Here is a 14,196-nt window from a genome sequence, read left to right on the forward strand (position 1 = left end):
CGTCGATGAGTTCCGGAGTCACCCATGACCCAGGTCGAACACCAGAACGTCACCGTACTTTCCGACGACGAACTGCGCACCCTGGACGCCCACTGGCGGGCCGCCAACTACCTCGCGGCCGGACAGATCTACCTGATGGCGAACCCGCTGCTGACCGAACCGCTGCTCCCGGAGCACATCAAACCGCGGCTGCTCGGACACTGGGGCACCTCGCCGGGCCTCAACCTCGTGTACACCCACCTCAACCGGGTGATCAAGGCGCGCGACCTCGACGCCCTGTGCGTCTGGGGCCCCGGCCACGGCGGGCCGTCCGTCCTGGCCGGCTCCTGGCTCGACGGCAGTTACAGCGAGACCTACCCGGACGTCACCCGCGACGCGCCCGGCATGGAACGGCTCTTCCGTCAGTTCTCCTTCCCGGGCGGGGTGCCGAGCCATGTGGCGCCCGAGGTCCCGGGTTCGATCCACGAGGGCGGTGAGCTCGGCTACTCCCTCGCCCACGCCTACGGCGCCGCCTTCGACAACCCCGACCTGCTGGTGGCGTGTGTCATCGGCGACGGCGAGGCGGAGACCGGCCCGCTGGCCGCCTCCTGGCACTCCAACAAGTTCCTCGATCCGGTCCTCGACGGCGCCGTCCTGCCCATCCTCCACCTCAACGGCTACAAGATCGCCAACCCCACGGTGCTCTCCCGTCTCCCGCAGGCCGAACTCGACGCCCTCCTGCGCGGCTACGGCCACACCCCCCTGCACGTCACCGGCGACGACCCGGCCACCGTCCACCGCGCCCTGGCGCACGCCTTCGACGAGGCGCTGGACAGCATCGCCCTGATGCGGCGCACCGCCCGCGAGGGCGGCGTCGCCGAACGCGTGCGCTGGCCCATGATCGTGCTGCGCACCCCCAAGGGCTGGACCGGCCCCGCCGAGGTCGACGGGCAACCCGTCGAGGGCACCTGGCGTGCCCACCAGGTCCCGCTCGCCGGCGTCCGGGAGAACCCCGAGCACCTGCGCCAACTGGAGGCCTGGCTGCGCTCGTACCGGCCGCACGAACTGTTCGGCCCCGACGGCCGCCCGGTCGACGACGTGCTCGCCTGCGTCCCCTCCGGCACCCGGCGGCTGGGCGCCACCCCGCACGCCAACGGCGGACTCCTCGTCCGCGACCTGCCCGTCCGCTCCCTGGACGACTTCGCCGTACCGGTCGAGAAGCCGGGCACGACGCTCCACGAGCCGACCCGGGTCCTCGGCGACCTCCTGGCACAGGTCATGAAGGACACCCGACTTCGCCGGGACTTCCGGCTCGTCGGACCGGACGAGACCGCCTCCAACCGCCTGCAGGCCGTCTTCGACGCCAGCGGCAAGGCCTGGCAGGCCGAGCACCTGCCCGTCGACGAACACCTCGACCGGCACGGCCGGGTCCTGGAGATCCTCTCCGAACACCTCTGCCAGGGCTGGCTGGAGGGCTACCTCCTCACCGGCCGGCACGGACTGTTCTCCTGCTACGAGGCGTTCGTGCACATCGTCGACTCCATGGTCAACCAGCACATCAAGTGGCTGAGGACAGCACGGGAGTTGCCCTGGCGGGCCCCCATCGCCTCCCTCAACTACCTGCTCACCTCGCACGTCTGGCGGCAGGACCACAACGGCTTCTCCCACCAGGACCCCGGCTTCGTCGACCATGTCCTCAACAAGAGCCCCGAGGTCGTCCGCGTCTATCTGCCGCCGGACGCCAACACGCTGCTGTCGGTCGCGGACCACGCCCTGCGCAGCCGTGACTACGTCAACGTGATCGTGGCCGGCAAACAGCCCTGCTTCGACTGGCTGTCGATGGACGAGGCCCGCGCCCACTGCGCGCGCGGCGCCGGTATCTGGGACTGGGCGGGCAGCGAGAACGGCGGCGAACCGGACGTCGTGCTCGCCTGCGCCGGAGACGTGCCCACCCAGGAGGTCCTGGCCGCCGCGCAGCTGCTGCGCCGCCATCTGCCCCAGCTCGCCGTGCGGGTGGTCAACGTCGTGGACATGACCCGGCTGCTGCCCCGCGAGGAGCACCCGCACGGCATGACCGACTTCGAGTACGACGGCCTGTTCACCACGGACAAGCCGGTGATCTTCGCCTACCACGGCTATCCGTGGCTCATCCACCGTCTCGCCTACCGCCGCGCGGGCCACGGCAACACACACGTCCGCGGCTACAAGGAGTCCGGGACGACGACCACCCCGTTCGACATGGTCGTCCGCAACGACCTGGACCGCTACCGCCTCGTGATGGACGTCATCGACCGTGTCCCCGGCCTCGCCGTCCGCGCCGCCGCCGTTCGCCAGCAGATGGCGGACGCGAGGACCCGTCACCACGCCTGGATCCGCGAGCACGGGACCGATCTGCCGGAGATCGCCGACTGGCACTGGGCCTGACGCCGCCGGGCCACGGTCTCACCCGTGTGAGGCCGTGGCCCGTTGCACCGGCACCCCGTCGCCGAGCGCCTCGGGCAGGTCCGGGTGCACCTCGAAGGCGTCGCTCAGCCCCGTGCACCGCAGCAGCCGCCGGAAGGCGCCCGCGCGCGTGACCAGCCGCAGCCGGCCGTGCCGGGCCCGGACCCGGCTCTTCGCCCGGCACAGGACACCGAGACCGGAGCAGTCGACGAAGGACACGGAACGCAGATCCAGCACCAGGTCGGGACGGGACACGGCCGTCAGGGCGTCCAGGGCCGCCGAGAGGGCCGGTACCGCCAGCAGGTCGAGCTCGCCGTGCAGCGTCACGACCGTGCTGCCGTCGGCCGCCCGCGTCGTGCGGTACGGGGAGGACCTCGTGTGGTTGCCGTCCATGGAGAAAGACAAGCCAACCCGTGCGATCCGCGGTAGGGCCGTTCGGTCCCTACCGCGGGTCCCGCACGGCCCGGCCGGCCCGCCGCGCGGCGCACCGCACGCCACGACCCCCACGCCACGGCCCGAACGTCCCTGCGGACAGGGGCCGTTCGGCACGCCGCCGGGTTCTCCCGGCTCCTGCCGCCGCAGGCGGACCGAGGCCAGCATCGTGGGTGGGGGCCACCGTCCGGTGCTCCCCGGTCACAGCCTGTCGAGAGAGGCCGAGCCATGACCCACCACCATGTCGTCGTAGGAGTGGACGGCACCCTGTCCTCCACCAGGGCCCTGGACTGGGCAGCCGGGGAAGCGGTCCGGCGCGAAGCCGAGCTGCGGCTGGTGTGCGCCGCTCAGGACCGCGCCGAGACGGTACCGATCCTGGCCGCCGCCGTCGCACGCGTCCGCGCGCGGCACCCCGGCCTTGCGGTGCGGACCGTCGCGGCCGAGGGCGGCGCCGTACGGGCGCTGGCGCGGGAGGGCGCCGACGCGGCGCTCACCGTCGTGGGCTCCCGGGGCATGGGGCGCGTCGCCGGCCTGCTCCTCGGGTCGGTCGGCCTGCGGCTGGCCCGACGTGCGCGCGGGCCCCTGCTCGTCGTACGCGGGGACCACCTGTGCGACAGCGGGCGTGAGGTGGTGCTCGGCCTGGAGGACGACAGGGACGAGCGGGCCGCCGTCTACGCCTTCGAGGAGGCCCGGCGACGCGGAGCCCGGCTGCGTGTCCTGCACTCCTGGCCCCACCGCCGCGTCACGCCCGTACTGCCGCCGCTCGTGGGCACACAGGGCGCACCACGGGACCCGGCCGCCTCGTCTGAACGAGTGGAGGAGGCCGTCCCGCGCTTCGCCCTCGCCGCGCTGCGGGAGCGGTACGCCGATGTCGTGGTGGAATCCGTCACGGTGCGGACGAGTGCGCCGGAGGCGTTGCTGGCGTCGACCCGCGAGGCCGGTCTGGTGGTCGTCGGCTCGCACCACCGGACGTCCGCCGTCGCCCCGCCCCACCCGCAGGTCGCCCCCGTCCTGCTGCGCCACGCGCACTGTCCGGTGGTCGTCGTACCCGCCGCATGACCGTGGAGACGCAAGGAGACCGGCCCATGTCACCGTCCCGTTTCGTCGCCGTCGGACTGGACGGCTCGTCGGAGAGTTGTGCGGCCGCCGACTGGGCCGCACGTGAGGCCCGGATGTCCTCCCTGCCCCTGCGGGTCGTGCACGCCGACGACCTTCCCCCGCACAGTTACGTGCCCTTCGCCGGCGAACGCGTCGCTCCGCCCGGCGCCGACCGCTCCGCCGCGCTGCTGCGCGAGTCGGTCACCCGACTGGCCCACCGCCACCCCGGCCTGCCGGTCGAGGCCCGGCGGATCCCCGGGCACCCCGCGTCGGCCCTGGTCGCGGTGGCCGAGGACAGCGAGGTGCTGGTGCTCGGGTCACGAGGGCTGGGCAGGGCCGCCGGGTTCCTGCTCGGCTCGGTCGCGGCGGCCGTGGTGGCGCGGGCCGGACGGCCGGTCGTCCTCGTCCGCGCCGAGGCGGCGGCCGAGTACCGGACCGACGCCCCGGGTATCGGTACGACCGCCTACCGGGACGTCGTGCTGGGGCTGGACCTCGACGACCCCGACGACACGGTCGTCGCGTTCGCCTTCGAAGCGGCGGCACGGCGTGCGACGGGTTTGCGCGTCGTCCACGGACACGGCACGTCGCCGCACGGCGACAGAGGCGGGACAGGTGCCGAGCAGGGGCCGTCCACGGCCGAGGACGAGGACGGGCCGTCCGCCGTACTCGCTCCCTGGCGCGAGAAGTTTCCGGGCGTGCGGGTGACCGAGGAGGCCGTGGTCGGCCGCGCCGGCGCGCATCTGGTGGACGCCTCCGCCGACGCCTCCCTGGTGGTCGTGGGCCGCCGCATCCGCCGAACCCCGCTGTCCCCGCACATCGGTCCCGTGACCTACGCGGTCCTGCGGCGCTCAATGGCTCCGGTGGCCGTCGTCCCGCACCCCTGACGCGGCGCCCGCCGGACCGCCCCGCCCCCGGACAGGAGGGGCGGGGCGGCGCTTTGGCTGGTGCGGGTGTCGTCACGGGTACGGGCGGAGCGACACCGCGGGGGATCGGCGCCGCTCCTGTCTCTCACTGTCCCGCGGACCGCGGTGCCGCACATGTGCCGTTGGTCCCGTATCGGGGGGACGGATGTCAGCGGCTGTCGCTGACATCCGTCCCGGAGAGGGCGGCCCGGCCGGCCTCCAGGCGGGCCACGGGGACGCGGAACGGCGAGCAGGAGACGTAGTCGAGCCCCGCCGCGTGGAAGAAGTGCACGGACTCCGGGTCGCCGCCGTGCTCCCCGCACACCCCGATCGTCAGGTCGGGACAGGCGGCGCGGCCCTCGTCGACCGCGATCCGCACCAGCCGGCCCACACCGTCACGGTCGATCGTCTCGAACGGAGAGGTCGTGAAGACGCCCTTGTCGAGGTAGGCGGAGAAGAAGGCCGCCTCGACGTCGTCACGGGAGAATCCCCACACGGTCTGGGTGAGGTCGTTGGTGCCGAAGGAGAAGAACTGCGCCTCCTCGGCGATCCGGCCCGCGGTGAGCGCGGCCCTGGGCAGTTCGATCATGGTGCCGACGGGACAGCGCACGGCCACACCGGTCTCCTCCTCGACCCGGGCCAGCACCTGCTCCACCTCCGCGCGGGCGAGCCGGAGCTCCTCCACCGCGCCGACCAGCGGGACCATGATCTCCGCGTGCGGGGTGCCACCGGCCCGGACGCGTTCCACGACCGCTTCGGCGATGGCCCGGACCTGCATGGCGACCAGACCGGGCACCACCAGCTCAAGGCGCACGCCCCGCAGCCCGAGCATCGGGTTCTCCTCGTGCATGCGGTTCACCGCCTCCAGCAGCTCGGTGTCGTGCGCGGCGGGCAGCTCACCCCGGGCCTCGGCGGTGGCGACACGGACGGCGAGCTCGGTGCGGTCGGGCAGGAACTCGTGCAGCGGCGGGTCCAGCAGACGGATGGTGACCGGCAGGCCGTCCATCGCCTCCAGGATGCCGACGAAGTCCCGTCGTTGCAGGGGCAGCAACTCCCCGAGCGCCCGCTCGCGCTCGGCGTCGGAGCGGGCCAGGATCATCGCCTCGACCAGCGCGCGCCGCTCGCCGAGGAACATGTGCTCGGTGCGGCACAACCCGATGCCCTGCGCTCCGAACCGCCTGGCGCGGGCCGCGTCCTCGGGCGTGTCGGCGTTGGCGCGCACCTCCAGCCGCCGCACGGAGTCGGCGTGTCGCAGGGCCCGGGCACCGGCCGCGACGATCGCGTCCGCCTGCTCGCCGGTCTCCAGGTGGCGCATGAACGCCGAGGCCACCAGCGGAACGCCACCCAGGTACACGGCACCGGTCGATCCGTCGACCGAGACGACCGTGCCCTCCTCGACGACGGTGCCGTCAGGTGTGGTGAAGCGGCGGGCGTCGGTGTTCACGGTGAGGTCCTCGGCGCCGCACACACAGACCTTGCCCAGGCCGCGGGCCACGACGGCGGCGTGGCTGGTCCTGCCGCCGCGGCTGGTGAGCACCGCCTCGGCGGCCAGCATGCCGGGCAGGTCGTCGGGGGTGGTCTCCTGGCGTACGAGGACGACCTTCTCGCCGGCTGCGGCCCGGCGCGCGGCCTCGGCCGAGTCGAAGACCGCCGCGCCCACCGCGGCACCGGGCGAGGCGGGCAGCCCGTGGGCGAGGGCATCACCGGTCGCGGTGGTGTCGAAGCGCGGGAACATCAGCCGCGCCAGGCCGTCCCCGCTCACCCGGGCGAGCGCCTCGTCCGCAGTGATGAGCCCCTCCTCGACCAGCTCGGCGGCGATGGCGAACGCGGCCTCGGCGGTGCGCTTGCCGACCCGGGTCTGCAGCATCCACAACCGACCGCGCTCGATGGTGAACTCGATGTCGCACAGGTCGCGGTAGTGCCGCTCCAGGGTGCCCATGTGGTCGCGCAGCCGCCGGTACGCATCCGGGTCCAGCCGTTCCAGGGCCGTCAGCGGGACGGTGTTGCGGATACCGGCGACGACGTCCTCGCCCTGGGCGTTGGACAGATAGTCCCCGTAGAGCCCGGGGCGCCCGGTGGCCGGGTCCCGGGTGAAGGCCACGCCGCTGCCGGAGTCGTTCCCGAGGTTGCCGAAGACCATGCGCTGCACGGTGACCGCGGTGCCCAGATCGTCCGGGATGTGCTCACGCCTGCGGTACAGGCGGGCGCGCTCGCCGTTCCAGGAACGGAAGACCGCGAGGACGGCGAGGCGCAGCTGCTCAGCCGGCGACTGGGGGAAGTCCTCCCCGGTCTCGTCGCGGATCAGGGACTTGTAGGTCTCCACGAGCCAGGCGAGGTCGCCCGCGTCGAGCTGCACGTCGTCCCGGACCTCCCGAGCCTCCTTGAGCAGGGTGAGGGCGCCTTCGAAGAGGGCCGCGTCGACCCCCAGCACCGTGCTGCCGAACATCTGGACGAGTCGACGGTAGGAGTCCCAGGCGAACCGCTCGTTCCCCGACGACTTGGCGAGTCCCTGGACGGATTCGTCGTTCAGACCGATGTCCAGGACCGTCTCCATCATGCCGGGCATGGAGAACCGCGCCCCCGAGCGGACCGACAGCAGCAACGGGTCGTCCCGCTGCCCCAGGGACCGTCCGGCCGCCCGCTCCACGGCCGTCAGATGCCGGGAGATCTCCTCCGTCATCCCCTCCGGTTCGTCACCGGTGGCCAGGAAGGCCCGACAGGCCTCCGTGGTGACGATGAAACCGGGCGGGACCGGCAGACCCAGCCGGGTCATCTCGGCCAGGTTCGCTCCCTTGCCGCCGAGCAGGTCGGCCATGTCCCGGCCGCCCTCAGCGAAGTCGTACACGTAACGGCCCATGACGCCGGTCTCCTCGGGTTGGCTGCGGACTCGCTTCAACTCCAGCGTCGAACGGACGGCGCTTGGCCCGGCAGGTGCTGTCCGTCCCCCGCGGCGGGCCGATGGGCCCTGGTCCGCTGTTCGTCCCCGGCCGCGCGGACTACCGTGGCTCGTGACCGGGAACGGTCGGTGCCCCCTCGCTGGAACCGAGGACGGAGGAGCACGGTGGCACGCTCCGACGAAGCGCGTGTGAGGTTGCCGCAGCTGAGGTTGGATGAGCTGTTGGGGGAGTTGCAGGCGCGGCTGGATGCGGCGCGGGGGACGCGGGATCGGGTGCACAGTCTGTTGGAGGCGGTGCTGTCGGTCGGGCGTGAGCTGGAGTTGGAGCAGGCGTTGCGGGGCATCGTGGAGGCGGCTGCGGTGCTGGTGGACGCGGAGTATGCGGCGTTGGGTGTGATCGGGCCGGACGGGAAGCGGTTGTCGGCGTTTCACACGGTGGGGGTGAGTGAGGAGCGGATCGCGTTGATCGGTCCGTATCCGGAGGGGCACGGGATTCTGGGGGAGTTGATCAGTCGTCCGGAGCCGTTGCGTCTGGCGAACCTGTCGGAGCATCCGGCGTCGTACGGTTTTCCGCCGAATCATCCTCCGATGCATTCGTTTCTGGGTGTGCCGATCCGGGTGCGTGAGCAGGTGTTCGGGAATCTGTATCTGACGGAGAAGCGGGGTGGGGCGCGGTTCGACGAGGAGGACGAGTCGGTGCTGTCGACGTTGGCGGTGGCGGCGGGTGTGGCGATCGACAACGCGCGGTTGTACGAGGAGTCGCGGTTGCGGGAGCGGTGGCTGCGCGCCAACGCCGAGATCACCCACGACCTCATGTCGGGAGCGGAGCAGGCCCTGGTGCTCCGCCTGATCGCCGAACGCGCCCGGGACATCACCGGCGCGGCCCTGGCCGTCGTCGCGGTGCCGATGGCGGGCACCGACTCGCTCACGGTGGATCTGGCCATCGGCGAGGCGGCGCAGACGCTGAGCGGGCTGGTCCTGCCCGTCGAGGGCACTCTGATCGGCGAGGCCTTCGCCGGCGCGACCGCGGTCACCAGCGAGGACGTCACCAACGACGAGCGGGTGTGGGCCGGACCGCCCCGCTTCTCCGGTCTCGGTCCGGCCGTGGCCGTTCCCGTCGGCACCCGCGACGAGGGCATCCGTGGCGTCGTCCTGCTGGTCCGGGAGGCGGGACAGTCGCCCTTCACCGCGAAGGAGACCGAGCCGCTGCGCGTCTTCGCCGCTCAGGCGGCCATCGCCATGGAACTGGCCGAACGCCGACGGGACGCCGAGGAGGTCGCGGTCCTCAAGGACCGTGACCGGATCGCCCGGGACCTGCACGACCTCGCCATCCAGCGTCTCTTCGCCACCGGCATGACCCTGCAGAGCGCGGGCCGCCTCATCGAGCACCCGGAGGCCTCCGAACGGGTGCTGCGGGCCGTCGACGACCTCGACGAGACCATCAAGATCATCAGATCGACCATCTTCGGGCTGCGCACACGGGACGGCGCGGCCGACGTCGGCCTGCGGACCCGCGTGGTGCGGGTCGCCGCGGAGTCGGCGCCGATCCTGGGATTCGCCCCGAGCATCCGGATGGAGGGGCTGATCGACACCGACGTACCGAAGGAGACCGCCGACCACCTGGTCGCCGTGCTGTCCGAGGCGTTGACCAACATCGCCCGCCACGCCCGCGCGCACCACGCCGAGATCGTGGTGACGACCGACGGGCGGGAGCTGGTGCTGACGGTCCGGGACGACGGGGTCGGCATCCCGCCGGAGGGCCGCCGCGGCGGCCTGCGCAACATGGCCGAACGGGCCGGGCAACTCGGCGGCCGGACGGAGTGGCACTGCCCCGAGGGAGGCGGCACCACGCTGGTGTGGCGGGTGCCGTCGGCGCGGTCGTAGGGGACCTCCGGCACGGCGAAGGGGCCCCTCGGCCCCGTGCCAGGACAGGCCCGGAGTCCGACGCTGAGGGTGTAGCGCTGCGTCACCCGAGCGCCCTGGAGGTCGTCATGACCGGCACTCCCCATCTCGTGAGCGATGTGCTGACCCGCACCGTGGGGGCCGTGCGTCATCGGGCGGCCTTCAAGGACGTCGTGCGGGCCATGCGGCAGTGGCACGTCAGCGCGGTTCCCGTCGTGGACGACGAAGGGCTTGTCGTGGGCGTCGTCTCCGAGGCCGACCTGCTGCACAAGGAAGCACTGAGGGACGGTGACCCGGACCTGCCCGGGGCCGGGCACACCTCCGCGGCCGGGCCCCCGTATCCGCCGCTCCGGCGTCTGTCGGACCTCTCCAAGGCAGCCGCGGTGGAGGCCGGGGAGCTCATGACCGTGCCGGCCGTGACCGTGCACGCCGACACGACCCTGGCCCAAGCCGCCCGGCTGATGACCCGGCACCGGGTCAAGCGGCTTCCCGTGGTCGACGCCCACGGTCGGCTGTGCGGCGTCGTCAGCCGCTCCGACCTGCTGAAGGTGTTCCTGCGCGACGACGTCGACATCGCCGAGGAGATCCGGCGCGAAGTCCTGCCGAGGCTCACCCCGGACACCGACGAACCGGTTCGGGTGGACGTACGCAAAGGCGTCGTGATCCTCAGGGGCCGGGTCCGGCACGCCGCCCTCGTCCCACTGGCCTCTCGTCTCGCACGCGCCGTCGAGGGAGTCGTGGACGTCGACTGCGGGCTCACCGGCCCGGGCACCCGCCCCGACCTCGACCGGCGCGTCGGCTCGTGAAGCGGGGCCGGGACCGTGCGGCAGTGCGGCACGTCGTGAAGCGGCGCCCAGGACACGGAAATGAGCGCCCGACCGTGAAGGAGACCGCATGGCCGGCACAGCCCGAGAACCGCTCGCTCCGGCGCTGGGACAGGTCCGGGCGGTCGTGTTCGACACCGACGGAGTGATCACCGACTCGGCACGGGTGCACGCCGCGGCCTGGAAGACCGCGTTCGACGCCTTCCTCCGTGCGCACCCGCCCGGAGACCCGCGGCAGGGGCGCCCCTTCGACATCCGCGACGACTATCTGCGTTTCGTGGACGGCAGGTCCCGGCTCGACGGGGCAGCGGCCTTCCTCGCGTCGCGTGGCATCGAGCCGTCCGAGCGGACGGTGCGTGACGTGGCGGCGGACAAGGAACGGCTGTTCACCCGGCGGTTGAGCGAACAGGGCGTCGACGCGTACCCGGGCACGGTACGGCTGGTCCGGGCCCTGCGGGCGGCACGCGTCCCCGTGGCGGCGGTCTCGGCCTCCCGGCACGCCCGTGAGCTGCTGACCGGGGCGGGGGTGGCGGAGCTCTTCGACGCCCTGGTCGACGGGGGAGAGGCGGCCCGGCTGGGTCTGGCCGGCAAGCCGTGCCCCGACCTCTTCCTGGAGGCGGCTCGCCGACTGGGCGTCCCCCCGGACCGTGCGGCCGTCGTCGAGGACGCCCTGGCGGGAGTCGAGGCGGGACGGCGTGGCGGCTTCCGCCTGGTCGTCGGAGTGGACCGTGCCCAGGGCCCCGACACCGGCGAGCGCCTGCTGCGGCACGGTGCCGACCTCGTCGTCGGCGACCTGGGTGAACTCCTCGACGGCGGACCTCGGCAGTGAGGACCGGCCGGGACCCGCGCCGCACGAGACGCGCCGCAGAGGTTCCGGGCTCGGCTTCCGCCCTGCCCGTCCCCGGACTCGCGGACCACGGCATCGGCTTCAAGACGGTCGAAGAGGGCCGGTCAGCCCGTCTTCTGGCTCCACAGCGGGCCGATCCGGGCCCACTCCGTCCCCCACAGCGCGATCCGCCGCCGGTCGAGCCACCAGCGTCCGGCGCCGCCGACGCCGAACACCAGACCACTCAGGGCGAGCCCGGCGGCGACGCCCAGGACGCCCGCCTCCACGGCCGCCTCGGTGGGTGTGGGCGGCTCCGTGCGCAGCCCGCCCCGACCGTCCGTCCAGACCTCCACCTCGGTCCCGGCCCGCTGTCCGGTCTCCACCACGGTCGAAGCCGTACGGGTGACGCCTTCGGGGGTGGTCCAGCGCACCTTCGCCGAGGCTCTGTCGTACGTGCCGCCCACACCCGAGGCCGTCCGCGGGACGTCGGAGACGAGTACGGCCGAGACGGGACGACGGTCGGCACGCTGTGCGGTGAAGACCCCCTCGGCGGCACGGGCCGTCATGACTCCGGTGATCGTGCCGCCGACGACCACGGCGATCCACACGGCCAGCACGATCCACGCCTCCGTCGCGTCGTCGCGTCGGCGCAGCGGGTTACGCCGCCACCGCCACAGTGCCCTGCTCGTCTTCCCCGGGTACCTGCCGCCGTTCATGGATCCCAGCCTCCTCGTCGCCGTCTCTTCAGGAAGGTGACAGCCGGGGAACGGCCGGAACATGGGCCGAGCAGGCGCCGACACCGGGCCGATCGGGACCAAGTCCATTGCCCGGAAGGGACCTTCAGCCCTGGCCCGGTCGGGGCACGGCGACCGGGAGGGCCGACCGGCCCGTGCGAGGTCCGGCCGGGAGGGCCAAGCTGGATCTGCGGGGCAATCCCGGCACCGCACCTGTGTCCGGGCGCGGCGGTCCATGGGTGAACGACCGGTCCGCGGACCCGGGGGAGACAGAGAGAGGCAGGGATCGTCATGAAGGGCTTGGTCTTCCACGGCCCCGGACAGTCGTCGTGGCAGGAAGTGCCCGACCCGGGGATCAAGGACCCCACCGACGCGATCGTCAGGGTCGACACCGTCACGATCTGCGGGACGGACCTGCACATCCTCAAGGGTGACGTGCCCGAGGTCCGACCCGGCACGGTCCTGGGGCACGAGGCCGTCGGGGAGATCGTCGAGGTCGGCAGCGACGTACGGACCGTGCGGCCCGGCGACCGGGTGCTCGTCTCCTGCATCACCGCCTGCGGCCGGTGCCGCTACTGCCGGGAGGGAGCGTACGGCCAGTGCCTGGGCGGGGGCGGCTGGATCCTCGGCCACCTGATCGACGGAACCCAGGCCGAGTACGTCCGCGTCCCGTACGCCGACCTGTCCGTCCACGCGCTGCCCAGCACCCTGGCCGCCGAGGACGCCGTGCTGCTGGCGGACATCTTCCCCACCTCCTACGAGGTGGGCGTGGTCAACGGGCGCGTCCGCCCCGGCGACACCGTCGCCGTCGTGGGCGTCGGCCCCATCGGTCTCGCGGCGATCGCCACCGCGCGGCTGTTCTCGCCCGAGCGGATCGTCGCCGTGGACCTGGCCCCCGCGCGCCTGGAGGCCGCGAGGCGCCTCGGGGCGGACGCCGTGGCCGACCCCAGGGAGGCTCCGGACCAACTGGTCGCCGACCTCACCGACGGGCTCGGCGCGGACGTCGTGATCGAGGCCGTCGGCGTACCGGAGAGCTTCGAGCTCTGCACCCGTATGGTGCGTCCCGGCGGACACGTGGCCAACGTCGGCGTGCACGGCAAACCGGCCACGCTGCACCTGGAAGACCTGTGGATCAAGAACGTGACGATCACCACGGGCTTGGTGGACACCCACTCCACCCCCACCCTGCTGCGGATGGCCGCCGCGGGCCGGCTGCCCACCTCGTCCCTGGTCACGCACACCTTCCCGCTGGAGGGCATGGAGGAGGCGTACGACGTCTTCTCCCGCGCGGCCGACACCGGGGCGCTCAAGGTCGTGCTCGGCGGGCCCCGGCACGACGTCGTCGCGGTTCCGGCCTGATCGGCCTGCGGAACGTCTCCGGCGGAACCGGGCCGGGTGGACCTCCGTAGGAGGGGGCCGCTCTCCGGCCCGGCAGGGACCGATGGCCCTCATCCCGGGCACGCACCGGACGGACGATGGAGCGCACACCCGAAGTCCGGGTGGGTGGGGTGCGAAGCAGGAGACGGATGGGCCGATGTACGCCAACGACGGATTCCGCGAACTGGACAGGCAGGAGTGCCTGGGGCTGCTGGCGAAGGCGCGCCTCGGCCGTATCGTGCACACCCGCCAGGCGCTGCCGGCCGTGCTGCCGGTCAACTTCTGTCTGGACGCGGAGGGCTCGGTGCTGCTGCGTACGTCGGCCGCGTCGGAACTAGCCCGCGCCGTGGACGGAGTCGTCGTCGCCTTCGAGGTCGACGAGGTCGACGCGGTCGCCCGGTCGGGTTGGAGCGTCGTCGTCACCGGGAGGGCAGCGATCGTGACCGATCCGGCCGAGCGCGCGAGACTGGCCCACACCGGCCCGCGCTCGTGGGTCGCCGCGCCACGGGACGTCTTCGTCCGGATCCAGGCGGAACTGGTCACCGGCCGCGAACTCGTCGGCGGCCGGACGATGTACGGGGTGGATCTGACGAACTGACGCCCAGGGCCCGAGCCCCGTGCCGCCTCCGGAATCCCGGTGGGCGGTACGGGGCTTTCTCGGGGCGACCGCGCGGACACGGCGGGCGGCCTCGCGACCCGCGCTCACGCGACGAGGTCCCCCAGCCTGCTGCCGTCGCACCCGTCGCACCCGTCGCACCCGTCGCACCCGTCGCACCCGTCGCAC

General features: G+C 73.0%; 11 protein-coding genes. 8 read left to right on the forward strand and 3 right to left on the reverse strand.

Annotation, left to right across the window (positions count from 1 at the left end):
• Positions 1-24: 24 nt before the first annotated feature.
• Complete coding sequence (locus GWK25_RS23570) at positions 25-2,403, forward strand: phosphoketolase (RefSeq protein WP_215452716.1); 2,379 nt, start codon at positions 25-27, stop codon at positions 2,401-2,403.
• 18 nt (positions 2,404-2,421) lie between these two features.
• Here GWK25_RS23570 and GWK25_RS23575 read toward each other — a convergent pair whose 3' ends face one another.
• Positions 2,422-2,814: an STAS domain-containing protein gene (locus GWK25_RS23575; RefSeq protein WP_215452717.1), complete on the reverse strand. Its 393-nt coding sequence runs from the start codon at positions 2,812-2,814 to the stop codon at positions 2,422-2,424.
• A 267-nt stretch (positions 2,815-3,081) separates the two neighbouring features.
• Between GWK25_RS23575 and GWK25_RS23580 the strand changes: the two genes are divergently transcribed.
• Positions 3,082-3,912, forward strand: coding sequence for a universal stress protein (locus tag GWK25_RS23580; RefSeq protein ID WP_215452718.1), 831 nt, complete (start codon positions 3,082-3,084; stop codon positions 3,910-3,912).
• A 26-nt stretch (positions 3,913-3,938) separates the two neighbouring features.
• On the forward strand, positions 3,939-4,835 hold the full coding sequence (locus GWK25_RS23585; RefSeq protein WP_215452719.1) for a universal stress protein: 897 nt from the start codon (positions 3,939-3,941) through the stop codon (positions 4,833-4,835).
• A gap of 187 nt (positions 4,836-5,022) precedes the next feature.
• Here GWK25_RS23585 and ppdK read toward each other — a convergent pair whose 3' ends face one another.
• Positions 5,023-7,710 carry a pyruvate, phosphate dikinase gene (gene ppdK / locus GWK25_RS23590; RefSeq protein ID WP_215452722.1) on the reverse strand — a complete coding sequence of 896 codons (2,688 nt, stop codon included), beginning with the start codon at positions 7,708-7,710 and terminating at the stop codon, positions 5,023-5,025.
• A 204-nt stretch (positions 7,711-7,914) separates the two neighbouring features.
• Here ppdK and GWK25_RS23595 point away from each other — a divergent pair, with 204 nt between their 5' ends.
• The 3 genes from GWK25_RS23595 (at position 7,915) to GWK25_RS23605 (ending at position 11,304) form a co-directional block, all read left to right on the forward strand.
• Positions 7,915-9,633, forward strand: coding sequence for a GAF domain-containing protein (locus GWK25_RS23595; RefSeq protein ID WP_215452724.1), 1,719 nt, complete (start codon positions 7,915-7,917; stop codon positions 9,631-9,633).
• A gap of 107 nt (positions 9,634-9,740) precedes the next feature.
• Positions 9,741-10,457, forward strand: coding sequence for a CBS domain-containing protein (locus GWK25_RS23600; protein ID WP_215452726.1), 717 nt, complete (start codon positions 9,741-9,743; stop codon positions 10,455-10,457).
• An 88-nt stretch (positions 10,458-10,545) separates the two neighbouring features.
• A complete protein-coding gene (locus GWK25_RS23605; RefSeq protein ID WP_215452727.1) occupies positions 10,546-11,304 on the forward strand; it encodes an HAD family phosphatase in 759 nt (252 codons plus the stop codon).
• A 122-nt stretch (positions 11,305-11,426) separates the two neighbouring features.
• On the opposite strand, the gene GWK25_RS23610 is transcribed toward GWK25_RS23605, so the two are convergent.
• Positions 11,427-12,017: a hypothetical protein gene (locus GWK25_RS23610; RefSeq protein WP_215452728.1), complete on the reverse strand. Its 591-nt coding sequence runs from the start codon at positions 12,015-12,017 to the stop codon at positions 11,427-11,429.
• 309 nt (positions 12,018-12,326) lie between these two features.
• Here GWK25_RS23610 and GWK25_RS23615 point away from each other — a divergent pair, with 309 nt between their 5' ends.
• Together GWK25_RS23615 and GWK25_RS23620 are read left to right on the forward strand one after the other, a co-directional pair.
• Complete coding sequence (locus GWK25_RS23615; RefSeq protein WP_215452729.1) at positions 12,327-13,394, forward strand: zinc-dependent alcohol dehydrogenase family protein; 1,068 nt, start codon at positions 12,327-12,329, stop codon at positions 13,392-13,394.
• A 175-nt stretch (positions 13,395-13,569) separates the two neighbouring features.
• A complete protein-coding gene (locus GWK25_RS23620; RefSeq protein ID WP_215452730.1) occupies positions 13,570-14,010 on the forward strand; it encodes a pyridoxamine 5'-phosphate oxidase family protein in 441 nt (146 codons plus the stop codon).
• Positions 14,011-14,196: the final 186 nt, after the last annotated feature.

Source organism: Streptomyces sp. ATCC 21386 (assembly GCF_018728545.1).
GTDB lineage: Bacteria > Actinomycetota > Actinomycetes > Streptomycetales > Streptomycetaceae > Streptomyces.

Coding starts and splice junctions, on each gene's coding strand:
- ppdK (WP_215452722.1), bottom strand. CDS start 7,710: ATGGGCCGTTACGTGTACGACTTCGCTGAGGGCGGCCGGGACATGGCC.
- GWK25_RS23580 (WP_215452718.1), top strand. CDS start 3,082: ATGACCCACCACCATGTCGTCGTAGGAGTGGACGGCACCCTGTCCTCC.
- GWK25_RS23610 (WP_215452728.1), bottom strand. CDS start 12,017: ATGAACGGCGGCAGGTACCCGGGGAAGACGAGCAGGGCACTGTGGCGG.
- GWK25_RS23600 (WP_215452726.1), top strand. CDS start 9,741: ATGACCGGCACTCCCCATCTCGTGAGCGATGTGCTGACCCGCACCGTG.
- GWK25_RS23570 (WP_215452716.1), top strand. CDS start 25: ATGACCCAGGTCGAACACCAGAACGTCACCGTACTTTCCGACGACGAA.
- GWK25_RS23575 (WP_215452717.1), bottom strand. CDS start 2,814: ATGGACGGCAACCACACGAGGTCCTCCCCGTACCGCACGACGCGGGCG.
- GWK25_RS23615 (WP_215452729.1), top strand. CDS start 12,327: ATGAAGGGCTTGGTCTTCCACGGCCCCGGACAGTCGTCGTGGCAGGAA.
- GWK25_RS23605 (WP_215452727.1), top strand. CDS start 10,546: ATGGCCGGCACAGCCCGAGAACCGCTCGCTCCGGCGCTGGGACAGGTC.
- GWK25_RS23585 (WP_215452719.1), top strand. CDS start 3,939: ATGTCACCGTCCCGTTTCGTCGCCGTCGGACTGGACGGCTCGTCGGAG.
- GWK25_RS23620 (WP_215452730.1), top strand. CDS start 13,570: ATGTACGCCAACGACGGATTCCGCGAACTGGACAGGCAGGAGTGCCTG.